The sequence below is a fragment of the Nocardioides sp. genome (assembly GCF_004803405.1).
GTDB lineage: Bacteria > Actinomycetota > Actinomycetes > Propionibacteriales > Nocardioidaceae > Nocardioides > Nocardioides vastitatis.
This window is the reverse complement of the sequence record NZ_SSXI01000144.1, coordinates 81,440-101,314: the sequence shown is the minus strand read 5'-3', so window position 1 is coordinate 101,314 and position 19,875 is coordinate 81,440. Positions and strand designations below refer to the sequence as shown.

Genomic DNA, 19,875 nt, shown 5'->3' with positions numbered 1-19,875 from the left:
CGCCGTCGCGACCGGCGAGCCGGCGTCGGGCACCGACCTGAGGCTGCTCGCCAAGCACTACCTGGCGCTCCTGGAGGATCGCGCTCCCGGACGCTCGGTCGAGGTGCGGGTGCCGCCCTTCGCCGCTGTCCAGGTCGTCGAGGGCGTCCGGCACACGCGCGGCACTCCGCCCGCGGTGATCGAGACCGACGCCGGCACCTGGATCGCGCTCGCCACGGGCACGCTCAGCTGGACCGAGGCCGTCGCCGACGGACGGGTGCAGGCCAGCGGGGAGCGCACGGACCTCTCCGCGTTCCTCCCCCTCGGGTAGGCCGGGGTTCGGAGCGGCGCCGGTCGAGGCTTCGCATAGGTTTGATCCATGACTGCACCCGTCGCCACCGAGGCCCTCCGCGCTCGCCTCAACGACCTCCTCCCCGGAGTCCGCAAGGACCTCGAGGATCTCGTCCGGATCCAGTCGGTCAGCGCCGACCCGGCGCGCCTCGACCAGGTCGAACGCAGCGCGCAGGCGACGGCGGACCTGTTCGCCGCCGAGGGCCTCGAGGTCGAGATCGTCCGAGCCTTCGACGGCGCGCCGCCTGCCGTGATCGGTCACCGCGCCGGGCCGGAGGGGGCGCCGACCGTCCTCCTCTACGCGCACCATGACGTGCAGCCGGAGAACGACCACAGCGAGTGGGACAGCCCGCCGTGGGAGCCGACCGTTCGCGAGGGCGCGACGGGAGTGCGGCTCTACGCCCGCGGCGCGGCCGACGACAAGGCAGGGATCGTCACCCACATCGCCGCCTTGCGGGCCTTCGGCGACGACCTCCCGGTGTCGGTGAAGATCTTCATCGAGGGAGAGGAGGAGGTCGGCTCGGAGACACTTCCGGCGCTGCTGAAGCAGTACCAGGAGCGGCTCGCGGCCGACGTCATCGTGATCGCCGACTCCGGCAACTGGGACATCGGCGTGCCTGCGCTGACCACGTCGCTGCGCGGCCTGGTCCGGGTGGACGTCGAGGTCCGCACGCTGACCCACGCGGTCCACTCCGGCATGTGGGGCGGACTGGTTCCCGACGCGCTGATCACGCTGTCCCGCCTCATCGCCAGCCTGCACGACGACCGGGGCAACGTGGCGGTGCAGGGTCTCTACAGCGGCCCGGCCGCCGACGTGGACTACCCCGAGGAGCGCCTTCGCGCCGAGTCCGGCGTCGCCCCGGACGTCGAGTGGATCGGCGAGGGTTCGGCCGTCGAGCGGCTCTGGACGAAGCCGGCGCTGAGCATCACCGGCATCGACGCGCCGAAGGTCGACGGAGCCTCGAACACGCTCGTCGCCGCCGCGCGGGCGAAGATCGCGCTGCGCGTCGCGCCCGGCGACACCACCGACAACGCCGTCGCCTGCCTCAGGCGGCACCTCGAGGAGCACGTCCCGTGGGGTGCCGGGCTGACCGTCAAGATCGTCGACACCGGCGAGGCCACGAAGATCGACGCCTCGGGCCCGGCCTACGACGCCGCGCGCTCGGCGTTCGCCGAGGCCTGGGACGGCACCGAGCCCGTCGACATGGGCGTGGGCGGGTCGATCCCGTTCATCGCCGAGTTCCTCGAGTCCTTCCCGCAGGCGTCCGTGCTGGTCACCGGGGTGGAGGACCCCGACACCCGCGCGCACGGCGCCAACGAGGGCCTGCACCTCGCGGAGTTCGAGCGGGTGCTGCTGGCCGAGGCGCTGCTGCTGCGCAACCTGGCCGCCGGGAGCTGACTGCCGGTGGTCGAGGCGAGCGGAGCGAGCGTGAGTCCCCGGGTCGTCCGCAACCCGCACCTGCGGCGCGACCTGGCCGCGCCGGAGCCGGATCCCGCCGTCCGGGCGTTCCATGAGTCCCTGCCCGGCTACGCGCCCTCGCCGCTCGTGCCGGCGTCCACGGTCGCCGAGCGCCTCGGCGTCGCCGAGGTGTGGGTCAAGGACGAGTCCACCCGGCTCGGCATGCCGGCGTTCAAGATCATGGGCGCGTCGTGGGCGACCTACCGCGTGCTGTGCGAGCGGCTCGAGCTCGACCCGGCAGCGGTCGGCGGACTCGAGGGGCTCAGGGCCGCACTCGCCGCGGCAGGGGCCACGATCACCCTCGTCGCCGCGACCGACGGCAACCACGGTCGCGCCGTGGCCCGGATGGCGAGCCTCCTCGGCCTGCCCGCCCACATCCTCGTGCCGCACCACATGGTGCCCGCGCGGATCGAGGCGCTGCGGTCGGAGGGCGCGCACGTCACCGTGGTCCCTGGACCGTACGACGAGGCGGTGGCCACGTCCGCCCAGCTGGCCGGTCCCGCGCACGTCGTCGTGTCCGACACGAGCTGGGAGGGCTACACCGACGTGCCGGGATGGGTGATCGACGGCTACAGCACGATCGCGCTCGAGGCGCGGGAGCAGCTCGCGGCGGTCGGGGCCGGCCTACCGACCCTGGTGCCGGCCCAGATCGGGGTCGGTGCCCTGGCGGCGGCGCTGGTGCGCGGCTTCCCCGAGGCACGGATCGTCGGCGTGGAGCCGGTGACCGCGAGCTGCGTGCAGGCCAGCGTCGAGGCAGGTGAGCCGGTGACCACCGGGGGTGAGGCCGAGACGGTCATGGCGGGCCTCAACTGCGGCACGCCGTCGCCGCTGGCCTGGCCGACGATGCGTGACGGCATCGCGGTCCTGGCGACCGTGACCGAGGCCGACGCCGAGGAGGCGATGCGTGCGCTGGCCGAGGCCGGCATCGAGTCCGGCGGGTCCGGTGCCGCCGGACTCGCCGGTCTGCTCGCGCACGCGGAACCGGTCGGCCTGCGCCCCGACGACCGCGTGCTGGTGGTCTCGACCGAGGGCGCGACCGACCCGGCGTCGTACGCACGGATCGTCGGGAACTCCTCCCGCTGACCACGCTCGCTGGCCATCGTCGGTCGTGGACGTGGCCCGGACCACGATCGTGGAAGGCCTCGCCAAGGCGGAGATGTGACGCGCCGCCGGTACGCTGAGACTTGTGTGCGGTGTCTTCGGTGTCTGGGCTCCTGGTGAGGACGTCGCCAAGCTCACCTACTTCGGCCTCTATGCCCTGCAGCACCGCGGTCAGGAGTCTGCGGGCATCTCGGTGAGCAACGGCCGGCAGATCCTCGTCTACAAGGACATGGGTCTCGTCTCGCAGGTCTTCGACGAGAACACGCTCGAGTCGTTCGCCGGTCATCTCGCCGTCGGCCACTGCCGCTACTCCACCACCGGCGCCAGCACCTGGCAGAACGCCCAGCCGACCTTCCGCCCGACCGCCGACGGCTCGATCGCGCTGGGCCACAACGGCAACCTGATCAACACCGCCGCGCTCGCCCAGATGGTCGCCGACCTGCCGAGCGACGAGAGCGAGCTCGACATCCACGCCCGCAACCTCGAGGCTGCGACCAACGACACCAGCCTCGTCACGGCGCTGCTGGCGCACCACCCGGACCAGTCGTTGGAGTCCCGCGCCCTCGAGCTGCTGCCGCAGGTCAACGGGGCGTTCTCCTTCGTCTTCATGAACGAGAACACGCTGTACGCCGCCCGCGACCCGGAGGGCATCCGTCCGCTCGTGCTGGGCCGCCTCGAGCGGGGATGGGTCGTCGCGAGCGAGGACTCCGCGCTGGCCACCGTCGGTGCCAGCGTCGTCCGCGAGGTCGAGCCCGGCGAGCTGATCGTGATCGACGAGGACGGTCTGCGCTCCCACAAGTTCGCCGAGCCGCGCCGCAAGGGGTGCGTCTTCGAGTACGTCTACCTCGCCCGCCCCGACGCCACCATCGCCGGCCGCAGCGTCCACGAGGCGCGGGTCGAGATGGGCCGCCAGTTGGCCCGCGAGTTCCCGGTCGAGGCAGACCTGGTCATCCCGGTGCCCGAGTCCGGCACGCCGGCCGCGTCGGGCTACGCGCTCGAGAGCGGCATCCCGTTCGGTCAGGGGTTCGTCAAGAACGCCTACGTGGGCCGCACCTTCATCCAGCCGAGCCAGACCCTGCGCCAGCTCGGCATCCGGCTCAAGCTCAACGCGCTCGAGCACATGATCCGCGGCAAGCGGATCGTCGTCGTCGACGACTCGATCGTCCGCGGCAACACGCAGCGGGCCCAGGTCCGGATGCTCCGCGAGGCCGGCGCACTCGAGGTCCACGTGCGGATCTCCAGCCCGCCGGTGAAGTGGCCGTGCTTCTACGGCATCGACTTCGCCACCCGCGCGGAGCTGATCGCGAACGGGCTCGAGGTCGACGAGATCGCGGCCAGCGTCGGTGCCGACAGCCTCGGCTACATCTCCCTCGAGGGCATGGTGGAGGCCACCGGCCAGCCCGAGACCGCGCTCTGCACGGCCTGCTTCACCGGCAAGTACCCCATCGACCTCCCCGATGAGAGCCTCCTCGGCAAGCACCTCCTCGAGGCGACGCTCAAGCCGACCACGCACGGCGAGGCCCTGCCCGTCTTCAACAATCCGTGACAGGAGACCAGCCGATCGTGGACCAGAACGCAGGCAGCAACGCCTACGCCCGCGCAGGTGTCGACATCGAGGCGGCCGACCGCGCCGTCGACCTGATGAAGGAGTGGGTCGAGAAGGCCCGCCGCCCCGAGATGCTCGGCGGCCTGGGCGGGTTCGCCGGGCTCTTCGACGCCTCCGCGCTGCTCTCCTACAAGCGTCCGCTGCTCGCGACCTCCACCGATGGTGTCGGCACCAAGGTCGCCGTCGCTCAGCTGGTCGACAAGCACGACACGATCGGGTTCGACCTGGTCGGCATGGTGGTCGACGACCTGGTCGTCTGCGGCGCCGAGCCGCTCTTCATGACCGACTACATCGCCACCGGCAAGGTGGTCCCCGAGCGGATCGCGGCGATCGTCAAGGGCATCGCCGAGGCATGCGTCGAGGCCGGCTGTGCCCTGGTCGGTGGCGAGACCGCGGAGCACCCCGGACTGCTCGCCCCCGACGAGTACGACGTCGCGGGCGCCACCACCGGTGTGGTGGAGGCCGACGCCCTGCTCGGTCCGGGTCGAGTGCGGCCGGGTGACGTCGTACTGGCCATGGCCGCGAGCGGCCTGCACTCCAACGGATACTCCCTGGCCCGCCACGTGTTCTTCACCCAGGCGGGCTGGACCGTGGACCGGCACGTCGACGAGTTCGGGCGCACCCTCGGCGAGGAGCTCCTCGAGCCGACCCGGATCTACACCAAGCCCGCCCTGGCCATCGCCCGCGAGACCGAGACCCACGCCATGGCGCACATCACCGGCGGGGGCCTGGCCAACAATCTCGCCCGAGTGATGCCTGCGGAGCTCAAGGCCACCCTCGACCGCGCCTCGTGGACGCCCGCGCCGGTCTTCGACGTCGTCCGCAAGCTCGGCGAGGTGTCCCAGGCGGACCTGGAAGCGACGCTCAACTGCGGTGTCGGGATGGTCGCCCTGGTGGCGCCCGACGCCGTCGACGCGGCGCTCGCGCGACTCGGCGACGACGGCATCGACGCCTGGGTCGCCGGCGAGGTCGGGGTCGACCCGGCGCAGCAGGGTACGGTCGAGCTGGTGGGCCAGCACCCCGGCTGGTGATCTCCGACTCACGGCCCGGCGGGTCGCGTGCCCTGACGTGCGGGAACACCCGGGCGCCATGTACCGTTGTGACCACGAGACTCTGATTCAGCAGTCCGGGGCCCGGAGGGCACCCGGCCAAGTGTGCGAGGGGGCTGGACCCTATGGGCCGCGGCCGAGCGAAAGCCAAGCAGACCAAGGTCGCACGCGACCTGAAGTACCGGACTCACGAGACCGATCTTTCGGCTCTGGCCGCCGAGCTCCACGGGGAGCCGACGACCCGCACCGAGGACCCGGTGGAGCCCGAAGTGCTCGAGAAGTGGTCGGACTATGCCGACCCGCACCGAGACTGACTCTCGGCGCCTCCCACCGTGCCGCCCGCGGGCCTGACGCCCGACGGGCTCAGCGCGGACGCATCACCACGACCTCCCCGTGGGTCCCGTAGCCCACGAGTGGACCGCCGTACGGCCTGCCGTTGAAGGTGACGAGCAGCCAGTCGTCCTCGGGTGCGCCCGCGGCCGGAGGCACGAGGCTCGGCCACGGGATGTTGGTCGGGTACGGCGCCTGAAGGACTCCGACCTCGGCGAGGCCGAGGTCGAACACGGGGTAGCGCGCGCGGACGCGTCGCGGGCTGTCCCGGCCGTCGCTGGCCAGCACCCGCCACTCGGGGCCGACGCGGACCAGGGTGGTGCCCTCGGTGGCTCTGCGGTCCGTGGCCGCACCCCTGAGCGTGAGGTCGTCCAGGCTCGGCCCCGATGCCAGGACCGGATGGAAGTCGAAGAACCGCCTCGCGCTGACGTAGCCCACCAGCCACTCCCCGGCACCGCCCGTCGGCGTGCGCACGAGGTGGGGGTCCCAGACGCCGACGGAGGGGCCTCGGGTCGGCAGCGACAGGGGGCGGGTGGGCAGCCGGTGCTGTCCTTGGGTGAGGTCGGCCGTCGACTCCGCGAGCGTGATGCCGACGGTGGCCGTCTTGCGTTCCCTCCTCTCGCTCGGGAAGTCCGCCCAGGTGCTCGTCGCCACCAGCCACCGGTCGCCGTCGCGCACGAGGTGCGTCGCGTGGTCGCCCCAGGCGCCCGGGCGGTCCGATCGCTCGAAGTAGAGGTCGGCGGTGTGCCGCAGGGTCGGCGCGTCCGGCGGGCAGGTCCACACCGAGGTGTGGGCGGTGTCGAAGAACCCGGGGCCGGCGCTGGTGGCGGTGAACAGCACGTCTCCCCCCTTCGCCCGGTAGGGCGAGCCGTCGGCGTTCGTCACCAGCCTCAGGTCGCGCAGCCCGAGCTGGCCGAAGGCGCCCGCGCTCCAGTCGGTGACTCCGGGGGTCGAGCCGGCCGTGGCCCACGAGCTGGTCAGCCCGGCCAGCCAGTCGACGTCGCGGGTGTCGGCCTGTGAACCTCGCCGGCCGGTCCTGCCGAGGTCGACCCGTCCGCGCACCACCCACGAGCCGCGCTCCAGGGTCAGTACCGCGAGGTGGCGTCCGGTGAGGGCCAGGGCGAGGCGGGTCGGCTCGGTTGCGCAGCGGCCGTGGCGCCGGCTCCGGTGCCGGGTCTCCGAGCCGTCCCTGGCGACCGACAGCGAGACCTTCCGGTCGTGGAGGTGGACGCTGAGTCGGGTGTCGTCCTCCCCTGTGAGGCTGAGCGTGGTCGGCCCCGCCGACCCGGCCCCCGGGCGCAGGCCGACCTCGATCGCGGCGTACGGCGCGAGGTGGGGAGTCGCGGCGGTGGCGCCGGACGGCGCGCGTCGACCGTCGTACTGCTCGGAGAGGAAGGGCACGCCGACGACAGCGACCGGACGCTGGCGGTCGACGATCTCGAAGCGGGGGAGCACCTGCCGACTGTCCCGCCTCTGCGTCGCAGGCTCAAACCGGCGCGCGGTCAGTGGACCGCGATCGTTGGCGGTGCGGCCCAGCGCTGGCAGGCTCACCCCCGGACGCTCGCCCCCGCCCGGTCCGCACGGTCAGGGCGATGCGCTGGCCCCGAACGCGAGCACGGCGATGTCGTCGCGGCCGCGGGTGGCGAACGACAGGGCCTCGGCGGTGAGCTCGGCGATCAGGTCCTGGGGCGTGGCCGCCCAGCGGGCGCAGGCGATCGCCAGGCGATCGTCGCCGTAGAGCTCCGTCTGGGAGCGGGCCTCGGTGATGCCGTCGGTGTAGAGCAGCACCAGGTGGCCCGGTCGGAGGAGGAAGGTCTCCTGCGCGAAGACGGGATCCTCCAGGACGCCGAGCAGCGGCCCGGACCCCCCGACCGGCCGGGGAGGCTCGCCCGGGGTGCAGAGCAGCGGCGTCGGGTGGCCGGCTGAGGCCAAGGTGACCTCCCAGGTTCCGTCGCGCCGCACGAGGCGACCCAGCACCAGGGTGCAGAAGCGGTCGGCGCTCGAGCGCAGCACGACCTCGTTGAGCTGGCCCAGGACCTCCACGGGGTCCGAGGCGAGCACGGAGAGGCCCCGGACCGTGTGACGGACCAGGGAGGTGACGACGGCAGCCTCCGCTCCCTTGCCGCACACGTCGCCCAGCAGGACGTACCACTCCTGGGGGCCGATCGGGAAGATGTCGTAGAAGTCGCCACCGATCTCGCTGTCGGCGGGGTGGAAGGCCGCGCTGACCTCGAGGTCCGGGACGGACGGAGGTGCAGGGGGGATGAAGCTCTGCTGAAGGGTCCGCAGCAGCAGCTGGCTCCGCTCGCGCTCTGCCTCCGCCGCCTCCTTCGCCGTCACCAGGTCGCGCTCGTACCGGCGTCGATCGGTCGCGTCGAAGACCGCCAGGCGGGCCACCAGCGGTCGGCCGGAGACATCGCGCTCCAGCACCGCGTTGAGCAGCACCGGCAGTCGGGTGCGGTCCTGCCGGACCAGGTCGAGGGCGACCTCCTTGATCCGGCCGTGCAGGCGGAGCATCGGCGCGTAGTGGGTCTCGTGGTAGATCCGGGACCCGACCGTCAGCAGGTCGGAGAGCCGGCGACCCACCAGCGTGGACGCGTCGTGACCGACCCAGGAGCAGAAGGTCGCGTTGACCTTGACGATGACGCCGTCCGGTGTCGTGGACAGGTATCCGCACGGCGCGCGGTCGTAGAGGGCGACCGGGTCGTCGACGAGCAGGGCGTCGTGGAACGCGGCGGAGGTGACCTCTTCCAAGGCGTCAGGCCGGGTCGAGGAAGGCGTCGATCGCCGCGGACGTCTCGTCCGGGGCGCTGAGGTTGGGGCAGTGCCCCGTCGCCTGCATCAGGACCAGCTTGGCTTCCCGCATCTTCGCTGCGACGTAGCGCCCCACGGACTCGGGGGCGATGATGTCCTCGCTGCACTGGAGCACGAGGGTCGGAGCGGTGACCCGTGGCAGCACGTCGCGGGTGTCGCTCAGGAAGGTCGCCCGGGCGAAGTTGCGGGCCACGTCCGGGTCCATTCGGCAGAAGGTCTCGGTCAGCTCCTGGCCCAGACGGGGCCGGTCGGGGTTCCCGACGATGGCCGGAGCCATCGCGGTCGACCAGCCGACGTAGTTGCTGGCCAGCGCCTCCAGGAGGCCGTCGATGTCCTCGCGGGTGAACCCGCCGACGTACCCGTCGTCGTCGATGTAGCGCGGGGACGGACCGACCATCACCAATGCGGTGATCCGGTCGGGCGCCGCCACCTGGGCCAGTGCGCCGATCATCGACGAGACCGAGTGGCCGACGAGGACGACGTCGCGCAGGTCGAGCTCCTCGACCAGCCCGACGATGTCGTCCGCGTACCCGTCGAGGGAGGCGTAGCGCTCGAAGTCGTAGGAGGCCATGTCGGACCCGCCCGAGCCGATGTAGTCGAAGAGCACGGTGCGGTAGCGGTCGGTGAAGCGGGGCGCGACCTCGCACCACATGGTCTGGTCGCAGCCGAAGCCGTGGGCGAAGACGATGGGGCGAGCGTCGGACGGTCCGTCCACGTGGACGTTGAGGCTCTGGGCGAGCGTCGAGGTACGCATGGGTCTCCCGTTGGCTCCGGTCGGTGCTGAGCGTGGTCGCCGCGTGGTCTCGAGCGTCCCGTACGACGGCGATGATGCCTCGTCGGGCGGCTCGGTGCCATTCCTGACCGCCGGGGCGGCGGCAGCGCCTGGACCGATCGCCGACGTGGCCGCGTTCCGGCGTCGGGTCTGCCAGGCCTTCTTGGCCGCGCGGCTCCGCTTCCGGTGCAGCCGCTCGGCCTCCACGAGCCGTCGCTCGTGCGCGCGCTGCCGCCGTCGTACGTCGTTCTCGGCCCTTCGCTGCTCCGCGGCGACCGCCGCGGCGGAGCGGACCGGCCACACGTAGGGGAGGTCGGCGGGAACGTCGGGGAACAGGGAGCGGTAGTGGTCCGGGTCCTTCCGCACCAGCGCGGACCGGTGGCTGCGGTGCAGCTCCTCGTCACCCAGCCACGGAGGCAGCGCACCGGCGTCGGCGAGCTCGTCCTGCGTCCGGACGACGGTGACGCCGACCACCCGCAGGTCGGCCGCGATGGTCAGGGCGCAGGTGTCCCCGAAGCCGAGCTCGGTCCAGACCTCGCAGCAGGTGAGCCCGTACCGGCCGAGCGCCTCCTCGTACCCCCTCCACATCAGCACCGCGGGGTGGTTGGCCCAGCCGTAGCCCGGCCTCGTCAGCGCGCGCACCACCTGGATGGTCTCGACCCGCTGCTTGCCGAGCCGCTTGGGATCGAGAGCGCGGGCAGCGCGGTCGAAGTCGGGATACGGCAGGAACGTCTGCACGTCACCCCAGCTCGGCCAGCACGGCAGGCACCTGGCCCGGCAGCTCGCTCGCGAGGTACCCGACCGCTCCGATCGACGCGGCCAGCCGCTCGCCGCAGCGCGCGTGCACGTAGCCAGCCCACACCGCCGCCTGGGCGGGGGAGGCGCGGCGGGCCAGGAGGCCGGCGAGGACTCCGGACTGCACGTCGCCCGATCCCGACGCCGCCAGGCCCGGTCCGCCGCCCTCCACCGTCCAGGCCTCGCCGTCCGGGGTCACCACGTGCTTCGTCGTGCCGCCGCACACCACCACGGCGCGGCTCCGCGCGGCGACCCGGGCGGCCACAGCGAGGGGCGCACGACCGACCTCCTCGTCGGTGGCGTGTGCGGTCCGCGCCAGCTCTTCGGGGTTGACCGTCAGCACCGCGCGGCCGTCGAGGTGGTGGAGCCCCTCGGGATGCTCGGTGACGAACGCGGAGCCCAGCGCGTCCAGCACGAGGGTGGCGTCGGTCTTCGCCAGGATGCGGTCGAGCAGCGTGACGGCGTGCTGGGGATCCACCAGGCCCGGACCGGCCAGCAGCACCTCCGCCTCCTGGACGTGCTCGATGATCTCCTCGGCCCTGTCGACGTCGATCGAGCCGACGTCGTCCGCGCGCAGCGGCACGAGCGCGGCCTCGGGGAAGAGCGGGCCGAGGCCGGCGGTGACGGTCTCCACCGTCGCCAGGGCCACCTTGCCTGCCCCGGTGCGGAGCGCGGCTTCGCCCGCGAGGCGCACCGCCCCCGGGGAGCGGATCGACCCTCCCAGCACGAGCAGACGCCCGCTGGCGTTCTTGTCGGCCCCCGGCGCGGGCAGCGCCCAGTTCCGGAGGAGCGCGGGCGTGACCACCCGCGGCCCGTCGGCGTACCCCTGTGGGGCCGGTGTCACGACGGCCACCCTGCGGGCGCCTCTCGGGTCACCTCGACGTCGTGGCGGTCGACGGCGGTGGTGTCGGCGAAGGTGTCGAGCTCGAGGAGCCGGCCCCGCCGGCAGTAGGTCGTCACCGATGCGTTCGGGATCCTGACCCCCCGGTCGAGGTCGAGCAGTGCGGCTTCGTCGATCCCCTCGAGGACGTAGCGGAACCCCATGATCACCGCCTGATGGGTGAAGAGCCACACCCGCTCGCCGTCGTACCCGAAGCGAAGGTCGGCCAGGAGTCCGCGCACTCGATGGGCGACGTCGGCCCAGCTCTCCCCGCTCGGCGGTTGGTAGTAGAACTTCCCCAGCTTCTTGCGCCGGGCGGCCTCATCGGGATGGCGGGCGCGGATGCCGGTGCCGGTGAGACCGTCGAGGAGACCGAGGTCGCGCTCACGGAGCCGCTCGTCGTGGTCGACCTCCAGATCGACGCCCGCCACCGCGAGCGCCGCGGTGTCGGCCGCCCGGCGGTACGGGGACGTCACGACCACCGTCGGTAGTGCTTCGCGCTCGCGGACCGCGAGCCAGGCCCGGAGCGCGCCGGCCTGCTCCCGTCCGGTCTTGGAGAGCTCCACGTCGGCGTCGCGCGCGCTGAGCTCCAGCGCCTCCGCCCCGGCGGTCCGTGCAGCGGCGTCGGCCTGGTTGCCCACGCTCTCGCCGTGCCGGACGAGCACCAGCTCGGCCGGGCCGCTCTCCCATCTCGGTCGCATCGCGCCTCCCATCGCTCGACGGTGGCGGTACCCCGAGATCCGCGGGCGATGCACCGGCCGGACGCACGAGGGGACCCGGCGACCGTTCACGGGCGCTCAGGGGGTGAGGCGGCGCCACTCGCTCACGCGGTCGAAGGGAGCTCGCCGTCCGCGGCGGCGGCCCGCGATGAAGTCGACGACCCGGGCGACGACGTCGGGGTCGCGGAGGATCTTGCGATGGCCGAGGCCCTCGGTCGTGACCAGCGGGGCGCCGATCGAGGTGGCGAGGTCGACGACGTCGGCGTGGGGAGTCTGGCGGTCTCCGCGGTCGGTGAGGACGAGGGTCGGCACCGGATCCACCTGGGCCGCCTGGAAGCGGGCGTCGAACTCGGCGACGGGGATGCCGACCCAGTCGTAGAGCGACCGGTCGAACGCACGTCGGGTGCGCTTCCCGAAGCCGAGGGCCGCCTGGAACTGGTCGAAGAGCGATTGTGACTGGACCATCGGCGCGATGAGGACGAGCCGCTTCGTCCCGAGCCAGCCGAACCTCATGGCGAGGTAGGTGGCGATGGTGCCGAGCGAGTGCGCGACCACGGCCTCCGCCGGTCCGAACCTGCAGTACACCGCATCCAGGGCCTTGGCGAACTCGACACCGTTGGTACGACGGGGGCCGACCGGGCCCGGGTCGGAGTCGCCGTGCGCCGGGGCGTCGAGCATGACCACCCGGTACCCGGACTGGACCAGTGGTTCGACCATCGCTCCGAACTGTGAGCCGCGTCCTCCCCATCCGTGCATGAGGTAGACCGACCTCGGCGGCTCGGACGAGCCGCTCTGCTCCTCCCAGACTCGGCCACGCACTGCGTGTCCCTGCGCGTGGACCTCGAACGACGCGCCGCCCGGGGGAACCGCGAGGTCGGCCATGCGAGGTGGCGCGGTGAACCAGAGGTCGCGGGCGATCCGCCCGGCCAGCCTCGGCGCCAGCAGGTCCGCGTTGCGGAAGAGCATCCGCAGTCCGACGTTCCGAAAACGCATGATCGTGCTTTTTCCGTGGTGTGCCATGAGGACCCTTCCCGTCGATGAGGCGATTGCCGAGTCCGTGCCCGGAACGTCGTGCGCTGTCTGCTTAGGCTTTGGCGGAGTCGATCAGCAGCTCGAGGCCGCGATGGGTGTGCTCGAGCGATTTGGGGTCGCGCAGCAGCCGGGTGCCGTGGTGGTACGCGTAGATGAGGCCCTGGAGTGAGAACGCGAACTGCTGGAGGTCCAGGTCCGCGCGAAAGTCGCCTTCGTTGACTGCGGCGCTCGCGACCGACTCGATGAACTCTGCCCAGTCTCGCTGGTTGCGTACGAGCGCGTCACGCATCGGGCCCGGCTGGTCGTCGTACTCGATCGATCCGGTGACGAAGATGCAGCCGCCCGGGAGGGTCTCGGTCTCCCAGACCAGCCAGCGGTCGAACAGCGTGCGCACGCGGGCGATCCCCCGCGGCGATGCGAGGGTCGGCCGGATGACGACGCCGGTGAACCACTCGCGACCGCGGTCGAGCGTGGCGAGCTGCAGCGCCTCCTTGGACTTGAAGTGCGCGAACAGCCCGCTCTTGCTCATCTCGGTGGCCTCGGCGAGCTGTCCGATCGTGAGCGCGTTGAATCCGACCCGCGACGCGAGGCGCACGGCCTCGTCGAGGATCGCGGTCTTCGTCTGCTGGCCCTTGCTCACGCGAACAGGGTCGCACGATCATGCTTTTTTGGTCAAGGTGACGACACTGTTCGGCCGCGCGGTCAGTGCCTGTACGTGGAAAACACGCCTGCGAAGGCGGGGTGCTAGCCTCCGACGTCATAGAACGGTCGTGCTGAAAATGGGTGGATAGATCGCATGTTAGGTGTTCGCAGACCCCGCGTCGTCCGCAGCTCCTGGACTCGAGGACCGGAGACCGACGTTTGCAGAGGCGGTCGTCGTCGCCGTCACTGCCTTCCGTGCCGACGCGATGCGAGACCTGCCGGGCATCTTCCGCGCCGGCATGCGCCTCCGGAGCGCTTGGCCCGAACTGACCGGCGCGTCGGGATGTGGCTGTGGAGCAAGCCGTGGCCTCGCGAGTGCGGTTCGGTCTCGGTGTGGCGGGACGAGGACGCACTGATGCAGTTCGTCGCGTGGCCAGACCACGTGGCGATCATGAAGGAGTACCGGCAGCGCGGCCGGCTGCGGTCGACGACGTGGACGGCCGAGCAGGCCGACCCCTCGGCCGTGTGGCAAGCGGCCCTCCCGCACCTCGCAAGCCGGTGACCACAGCGCCCTCGAGATGCATCGGGACACCGGCGACACGAAACGCCCCCGCCGGACGGGCCCGGCGGGGGCGTTCTTGCAGATCAGAGACCTGCGTGCTTGTGGGCAGGGGCGGGGTCGAACCGCCGACCTTCCACTTTTCAGGCGGACGCTCGTACCAACTGAGCTACCTGCCCAAGCAGTCGCACACCATACCCGAGTGGTCGGCGTCGTACGAAAGTGACGCCGCCACTCGGGCTCGACCGGTCACTCCACGGTGCAGGCACCGGTGTCGAGGAGGCCCAGCCGTCGGGCGCGCATGAGGGCGGACGCGCGGTCGTGCACGCCGAGCTTGGCGTAGACCGAGATCATCTGCTTCTTGACGGTGTTGACGGAGACGCTGAGCGCACGCGCGACGCCCGCGGCGGTCTCCTGGTGGGCCATCTCCCGGAGTACGACGAGCTCGCGTGGCGTCAGGCGGGTCACCGCCGCCGATCTCGGATAGACCGGCTGTGACATGGCGAGCAGGCGATCGGCCTCGGGGTCCAGCGAGAGGCCGGTGGCCGCCATCAGCTCCCGGCGGGTCTCCGGATCCATCAGGAGATACGGCTCGAGGCTGCCGGTGTGGCACCCGAGCGCATGGGCGTGCCGGAAGTCCTCGTGCGCCATCGAGTGCTTGCCCTCGGCGTGGAGGGCGAGCGCGCTGATCGCGAGAAGCTCCATGCGGTCGCGCGCGTGCACGTCGTCGCGCCAGGCGCCGGCTCGTGCCAGCCGTGCCGCCTGCTGTCGATCACCGGTGATCAGGTGGAAGCGGGCGGCCGGCGGGTAGAGCCAGGATGGCAGGTCCCGGCGACGCTCGAGGAAGGCCCGGGCGCGGTCCACCTCGCCCACGGCGAGCATCAGGTCGGCCGACGAGCGGTCGAAGACCCGGCGTCCCACGGCCGTGGGATCCCTCAAGTGCCGTGACAGAACCGTCGCGAGGTGGTCGACGCGCGCGAGCATCGTCACCGGCTCGCCGAAGAGGAGGGCGTAGCGCGTGTGAGCACTGATCACGAAGGGCCACATGCCCAGGGCATCCCCGGTGAGGGGGGCGTCGGCGAGCTCGGCGTGCGCGGTCACGCCGTCGAGCCGGTCCATGGCCAGCATCGCCTTCGCGGTGCGAGCCGGCAGTCCGGCCAGTGGCCCGGCCCAGCTCTCAGTGAGATCCACGGCGTCGTAGGCGGTCAGCCATCGCTGTGCTTCCAGCCGGTCTCCGCCGCCGGCGTGCAGAGCGGCGAGCATGCCGGCGGCGCCGGCCCCGAGCACGGTCTTGGGTGCCGCCTCGTGTGCGGCCGTGGCCAGGCGGTACGCGTCCCCGAACCGGGTCGCCATCAGGTAGGTGGTGGCGGCCTGAACGCGTGACCACGCGGACTGGGACGCCGGGAGGTGCACGTCCGAGGCGCGGCGTCGGTGGGTGGCGTCCTCGAGGGCGCCGGTCAGGGCGAGGGCTTCCTCGATCCGGCCCTCGGTCCGGCGCGACACCATGGCAGCGGTGAGCAGGTCGACCTGCGCGGTCGGCGAGATCCTCTGCTCCACCCTCGGCTCGTCCGCCGCGAGGAACTCTGATCCCACCTGGGCGTAGTGCCGCATCAGCGTCTCCGAGCGCAGCGCCCAGTCGGCCTCGGCCGGGATCAGGCTGAGTCCGTGCGCAAGCCCTGCCGCGACGGCGAGGGAGCGGTCGGCGGGGGGCTTCGGCATCGCGTAGGCCCGCTCGAAGGCGTCGGGGTCGGACGCGAGCAGCAGCCATCCGTGCTCGAGCCATGCGTTCGTCAGGAGGCGCCAGTCCTCGGCGAGCCGCCCGTGCTCGACAGCGGCTGCCATGTGCCTCCCCGGATCGCGTGCGACGAGGGCACGGGCAACGACACCGTGCCCGGCCGCGGCAACCTGGGGGTCACGGCGCTCGAGCTCCATGCGCAGGCTCCGGCGGAGCAGGGTGGGGAACCGCCAGCGGGCCAGACCGTCGTCCTCCGGCACCCGCCAGAGGAGACCCTGGCGCTGCAGCAGGTTCACCGCCGCCGCGCCGTCCGGCGCCAGCGCCTCGGCGAGGTCGGGGTCGAGCTCGGCCGGGATGGCGAGCCGCATCGCCGTGTCGAGCTGGTCCAGGCCGACCAGGTCCCGCAGGACCCGCTCCTGGAGGAACTCGTGGGCAGCGTAGGTGGCCAGGGTGCGTGCCCCGGGCGGGCTCGCGTCCAGCACCAGTCGCGTGGGATGCAGCCATCCTCCGACCAGCTGATGGAGGCGGACGGCCGTCGCGGCGTCGATCTCATGGCCCCATCCCGCGGCGAAGGAGGGCAGCTCGTCGGCCCGAACGCACAGGTCGGTGCCGCGGAGGGTGTTCGTCTCGACGTTGTGGCCCACGGCGGCGTCGTGGAAATGGGCCGCCGACTCGCACCGGACGACGAGGTGGATCGCATGCGCGGACCGGACCATCTCGACCAGTGCCGCGGCCGTCTCCTCCGTGGTCACTCGGGCCGAGTCGTCGAGGACCACGATCACCGGTGTGCTGACCTGCGCCAGCCGATCAAGCCAGGATCGTCGACCGGACTCGTCGTCGCCGGCTGGGGCTGTCCGGATCACCCCCGCGGCGACCAGGCGTGCCCCGAGGCGATCGAGGACGGCATCACCGTCGCTGTCGGCCGACGAGGTACGCAGCCACACGACGTCTCGGCCGCGGGCCCGCTCCTCGCGAGCCCAGCTGGCCATCAGTGACGTGGAGCCGAGGCCCGGCAGGGCCTCCACGATGGTCAGGGCCGCAAGCCGGCCGAGGCGACGGGCCAGGACGGGACGGGGCACGAAGGAGGTGGGTACCCGCGGTATGTCGTCGGGTTCGCGGCCGGAACGAGGCGGCGCTGTGTGCGCCACGTCGGTCAGGTGCCGAAGGATTTCTCTGGTGGGGGTTGCGCTGACTTTGCGGAGCGCCCGAGTGCGGTCCAGTTGTGTCATCGACTTTATTCACTTCTCCAGGGCGCGAAGGGTCGATGCAATCCCCACCCCCAGGTGGCGCCTTACCCGAGCCTGCGCCCCATAACGCTCGGCGTGCGCTCCCAACGGCGAGCGCTGCCCCCCGGAGGGTGAGGTCACCATTCTGGACTGGACGCCGCCTGGTCTGCAGGAAATGCGCGGACCAGGGACGGACCATTCGTGGACCATGCCATCGGGGCGAATACTACGGCAATGAGTGCGCCATGACGGCCTCGCACTATGCTTGCCGGGCTGCTGGAGGCAATGCCACGGGCAGCGGGCCCCCATCGTCTAGCGGCCTAGGACACCGCCCTTTCACGGCGGGTACGCCGGTTCGAATCCGGTTGGGGGTGCGGTGCACAATGGATGCCGGCTCCCGATTGGGAACCGGCCGAGGCGATGGGTTAGAGTTCCACCGCTTCACCACGAAGCAGCAAGGCCCTGTAGCGCAGTTGGTTAGCGCGCCGCCCTGTCACGGCGGAGGTCGCGAGTTCGAGTCTCGTCAGGGTCGCCGGCACAGCAGAGCCCCCACCGTCACGGTGGGGGCTCTCTGCATCCCCGGACCGGGCACAATGGCCGGTGTGCCGGTCGAGATGAGCCCCGAGGAGTTCGACGCCCTCGTCGACGAGGCCCTGGACGAGATTCCCGAGGAGATCGCCCGCCTCGTGCACAACGTCGTCGTGCTGGTCGAGGCCGAGCCTCCCGAGAACGAGCCCGACGACCTGCTCGGACTCTACGACGGCGTCGCGCTCACGGAGCGGGACGGCACCATGCTCCCGCAGCTGCCCGACCGGATCTTCCTGTTCCGCGGGCCGCTGCTCGACATGTGCGAGGACCGCGAGGACCTCGCCAAGGAGGTTCGCATCACCGTGGTCCACGAGGTCGCCCACCACTTCGGCATCGACGACGCGCGCTTGCACGAGCTCGGCTACGCCTGAGCCGCGCCCCAGTAGCCCAGGGCGCAGGCGCCCAGCCCCAGCAGGACCGTGGCGACCGCGTAGACAGCGCCCCGGACACCGCCGAGATCGCGCGCCTGCACCATCAGCGAGGAGTACGTCGACAGGCCGCCGCAGAACCCCGCGCCGGCGATCGCGAGCGTGGACCCGTCGAGGGACCAGCCGACGCAGGCGCCGAGCAGCAGGCTGGCCGTGGTGTTCGCGGTCAGGGTGCCGGTGTGACGGGTCCCGTCGAACCGCTGGCCGAGGACGTACCGCAGCACGGAGCCGACGCCGGAACCCAGCGCGACCAGGAGTGCGGTCACGCGGAGCCTCCGAGGCGGCACGGCGCGGTCACAGCTCGTCCTCCTCGGGCAGCGGCGGAGCGATGCGTCCCACCAACGCCACTGCGGCCAGGCAGACCGCCAGCGTCCCGACCAGGTAGGCCAGCGCCAGCCCCGGGTGGCCGTCGGCGAGCAGCGCCCGCCCCTGCTCCGAGGTCGCCGAGAAGGTCGTGAAGCCGCCCAGCACGCCCGGCCCCAGTCCCGCCGCCCAGACCTCCGAGCGGCGCGCGAGCGGGAGCAGGAGCAGCCCGGCCAGGAGGGAGGAGCCCGCGACGTTCACCGCGAACGTGGTCCACGGGATGCCGGTCCCGTCCGGCACGGCCAGCCCGGCGCCGTACCTCACGACGCCACCGAGCGCGCCGCCCGCAGCCACCGCGAGAAGCAACCGCGGCGGGGGAGTCATGCGGGCGACTCTAAAGGGCCCGCGAAGGTGCGCCGGTCCCGGATCCGCCCTGCCACGACACGGGCGCTGCCCCGGCCGCCTGCCGGCGGAACTCGCCGAGGAACCAGATCTGGAACGACCGCTGCTCGGGCGAGCGCGGCGCGGTGAGGAGGCGCTGGGCGCGGCTGAACTCGTCGGCAGCGTCGAGCAGGTCGGTGAGGCCGCCGATCTGACGAGCGGCGTCCCGCGGCATCCGGAGCCGCAGGTCGACGGTCCGGCGCCCCTGGCCGCGCGCGTCGTCCACCTGCTCGCGACCCATGTTGGCCCGCAGCGGACGCTCGAGCGCGTTGAAGTGCTCGGAGAGCACCTTCGCCAGCGGGTAGTCGTCCTCGTGGGCGAGGGCGAGCAGCCGGATCTCGCGGCGCAGGTCGCGGTAGTGCCGCTGGAAGCGGCCGAACTCAGCCACCGGCACCCCGTTGATCTGCACGGCCACCTCGCCGACGCGGGTGCGCTCCTCGGCCAGGGGCGGGATGCTGCGGGTGAGCTGGTACGGCGCCCCACCGGTCTCCGACAGGTCGGCGGCCGGCTCGAACCAGACCGTCTTGCCGTCCTCCTCGATCTCGGTTCCCCAGGCGACCGATGCCCGGGCGACGATGTCCAGCCCACGCCCCACCGTCGTCAGGGCGGCGATCTGCTCAGGGTCGAGCTCGTCGAAGGCGCCGAGGTCGAAGGCATCGATGTCGAAGCCGCCGGCCTGGGTCGAGGCCTGCGGCGCGATCGTCGAACCGTCGTGGACCTCGAACCGGGGATGTTCGGGGGTGCCGCGCAACTGCATCCTGATCGGTGGCTCGCCGTGGAGAACAGCGTTGGTGACCAGCTCGGAGATGGCCAGCTCGGCACACTCGCAGAGCTCCTCGCGACCGATGTCCCGGCAGGTCTGCACGACCCAGCGGCGTGCATCGTGCACGCTGCGTGGGCCGGGGCCCAGCTCCAGGGTCTGCCGGTTTGGCACGGGTGAAGCCTCCACTGCAAGTTTCAGCGCCCGAGTCCGTACTTCTTATCGGTCTGATAGTGCTGATCCTGAGGCCGATACCCCTGTGGATCACGCGCTAAACCAGCTCACTCCAAGAAGTTTCAACGAAAT

The 19,875-nt window shown here is 72.0% G+C and carries 19 protein-coding genes and 3 tRNA genes; 10 read left to right on the top strand and 12 right to left on the bottom strand.

The window, feature by feature from the left end; translation table 11 throughout:
* The 6 genes from E7Z54_RS10620 to E7Z54_RS10595 form a co-directional block, all read left to right on the top strand.
* Positions 1–310: sterol carrier family protein (locus E7Z54_RS10620; protein WP_136433512.1), on the top strand; the 310-nt coding region annotated here is incomplete at its 5' end.
* A gap of 48 nt (positions 311–358) precedes the next feature.
* The gene (locus E7Z54_RS10615; RefSeq protein WP_136433511.1) at positions 359–1,729 is read left to right on the top strand and encodes a dipeptidase; all 1,371 of its coding nucleotides are present in this window, start codon (positions 359–361) and stop codon (positions 1,727–1,729) included.
* Between the two features lie 30 nt (positions 1,730–1,759).
* A complete protein-coding gene (locus E7Z54_RS10610; protein ID WP_136433509.1) occupies positions 1,760–2,872 on the top strand; it encodes a diaminopropionate ammonia-lyase in 1,113 nt (370 codons plus the stop codon).
* A 103-nt stretch (positions 2,873–2,975) separates the two neighbouring features.
* On the top strand, positions 2,976–4,436 hold the full coding sequence (purF, locus tag E7Z54_RS10605; RefSeq protein ID WP_240769617.1) for an amidophosphoribosyltransferase: 1,461 nt from the start codon (positions 2,976–2,978) through the stop codon (positions 4,434–4,436).
* Between the two features lie 17 nt (positions 4,437–4,453).
* Positions 4,454–5,527 carry a phosphoribosylformylglycinamidine cyclo-ligase gene (gene purM, locus E7Z54_RS10600; RefSeq protein ID WP_206056125.1) on the top strand — a complete coding sequence of 358 codons (1,074 nt, stop codon included), beginning with the start codon at positions 4,454–4,456 and terminating at the stop codon, positions 5,525–5,527.
* Positions 5,528–5,670: 143 nt separating this feature from the next.
* Positions 5,671–5,859 (top strand): DUF3073 domain-containing protein, encoded by a 189-nt coding sequence (locus E7Z54_RS10595; RefSeq protein WP_136433506.1) that lies wholly within the window; start codon positions 5,671–5,673, stop codon positions 5,857–5,859.
* A gap of 49 nt (positions 5,860–5,908) precedes the next feature.
* Here E7Z54_RS10595 and E7Z54_RS10590 read toward each other — a convergent pair whose 3' ends face one another.
* The 7 genes from E7Z54_RS10590 to E7Z54_RS10560 form a co-directional block, all read right to left on the bottom strand.
* Positions 5,909–7,330 (bottom strand): hypothetical protein, encoded by a 1,422-nt coding sequence (locus E7Z54_RS10590; protein ID WP_136433504.1) that lies wholly within the window; start codon positions 7,328–7,330, stop codon positions 5,909–5,911.
* A gap of 129 nt (positions 7,331–7,459) precedes the next feature.
* Complete coding sequence (locus tag E7Z54_RS10585) at positions 7,460–8,629, bottom strand: PP2C family protein-serine/threonine phosphatase (protein WP_136433502.1); 1,170 nt, start codon at positions 8,627–8,629, stop codon at positions 7,460–7,462.
* 4 nt (positions 8,630–8,633) lie between these two features.
* Positions 8,634–10,199: an MSMEG_6728 family protein gene (locus tag E7Z54_RS24020; RefSeq protein ID WP_240769616.1), complete on the bottom strand. Its 1,566-nt coding sequence runs from the start codon at positions 10,197–10,199 to the stop codon at positions 8,634–8,636.
* A 1-nt stretch (position 10,200) separates the two neighbouring features.
* Positions 10,201–11,100: an NAD(P)H-hydrate dehydratase gene (locus tag E7Z54_RS10575; protein ID WP_206056124.1), complete on the bottom strand. Its 900-nt coding sequence runs from the start codon at positions 11,098–11,100 to the stop codon at positions 10,201–10,203.
* Entirely contained in the window at positions 11,097–11,837 is a 741-nt protein-coding gene (locus tag E7Z54_RS10570) for a histidine phosphatase family protein (RefSeq protein WP_136433498.1), read from the bottom strand. The genes E7Z54_RS10575 and E7Z54_RS10570 overlap by 4 nt, the downstream gene beginning before the upstream one ends.
* A 96-nt stretch (positions 11,838–11,933) precedes the next feature.
* Positions 11,934–12,848 (bottom strand): alpha/beta fold hydrolase, encoded by a 915-nt coding sequence (locus E7Z54_RS10565; protein ID WP_168798271.1) that lies wholly within the window; start codon positions 12,846–12,848, stop codon positions 11,934–11,936.
* A gap of 91 nt (positions 12,849–12,939) precedes the next feature.
* Entirely contained in the window at positions 12,940–13,527 is a 588-nt protein-coding gene (locus tag E7Z54_RS10560) for a TetR/AcrR family transcriptional regulator (RefSeq protein ID WP_136433495.1), read from the bottom strand.
* 417 nt (positions 13,528–13,944) lie between these two features.
* Here E7Z54_RS10560 and E7Z54_RS23145 point away from each other — a divergent pair, with 417 nt between their 5' ends.
* Positions 13,945–14,091 carry a hypothetical protein gene (locus tag E7Z54_RS23145; protein ID WP_168798270.1) on the top strand — a complete coding sequence of 49 codons (147 nt, stop codon included), beginning with the start codon at positions 13,945–13,947 and terminating at the stop codon, positions 14,089–14,091.
* A gap of 102 nt (positions 14,092–14,193) precedes the next feature.
* On the opposite strand, the gene E7Z54_RS10555 is transcribed toward E7Z54_RS23145, so the two are convergent.
* Positions 14,194–14,267 (bottom strand) — tRNA-Phe (locus E7Z54_RS10555).
* Between the two features lie 70 nt (positions 14,268–14,337).
* Positions 14,338–16,902, bottom strand: a complete 2,565-nt coding sequence (locus E7Z54_RS10550) for a helix-turn-helix transcriptional regulator (protein WP_136433493.1) — start codon at positions 16,900–16,902, stop codon at positions 14,338–14,340.
* Positions 16,903–17,350: 448 nt separating this feature from the next.
* Between E7Z54_RS10550 and E7Z54_RS10545 the strand changes: the two genes are divergently transcribed.
* The 3 genes from E7Z54_RS10545 (at position 17,351) to E7Z54_RS10535 (ending at position 18,008) form a co-directional block, all read left to right on the top strand.
* Positions 17,351–17,423, top strand: a tRNA-Glu gene (locus E7Z54_RS10545).
* A gap of 84 nt (positions 17,424–17,507) precedes the next feature.
* A tRNA-Asp gene (locus tag E7Z54_RS10540) sits at positions 17,508–17,581 on the top strand.
* Between the two features lie 70 nt (positions 17,582–17,651).
* Positions 17,652–18,008: a metallopeptidase family protein gene (locus tag E7Z54_RS10535; protein WP_168798269.1), complete on the top strand. Its 357-nt coding sequence runs from the start codon at positions 17,652–17,654 to the stop codon at positions 18,006–18,008.
* On the opposite strand, the gene E7Z54_RS10530 is transcribed toward E7Z54_RS10535, so the two are convergent.
* From E7Z54_RS10530 to E7Z54_RS10520, 3 genes are read right to left on the bottom strand one after another with little or no spacing between them, the layout of a single operon-like run.
* The gene (locus E7Z54_RS10530; RefSeq protein ID WP_168798268.1) at positions 17,999–18,331 is read right to left on the bottom strand and encodes a fluoride efflux transporter FluC; all 333 of its coding nucleotides are present in this window, start codon (positions 18,329–18,331) and stop codon (positions 17,999–18,001) included. The genes E7Z54_RS10535 and E7Z54_RS10530 overlap by 10 nt on opposite strands.
* A 28-nt stretch (positions 18,332–18,359) precedes the next feature.
* Positions 18,360–18,752: a fluoride efflux transporter FluC gene (locus E7Z54_RS10525; RefSeq protein ID WP_136433487.1), complete on the bottom strand. Its 393-nt coding sequence runs from the start codon at positions 18,750–18,752 to the stop codon at positions 18,360–18,362.
* Positions 18,753–18,762: 10 nt separating this feature from the next.
* Positions 18,763–19,743, bottom strand: coding sequence for an ATP-binding protein (locus E7Z54_RS10520; RefSeq protein WP_136433485.1), 981 nt, complete (start codon positions 19,741–19,743; stop codon positions 18,763–18,765).
* Positions 19,744–19,875 lie beyond the last annotated feature (132 nt).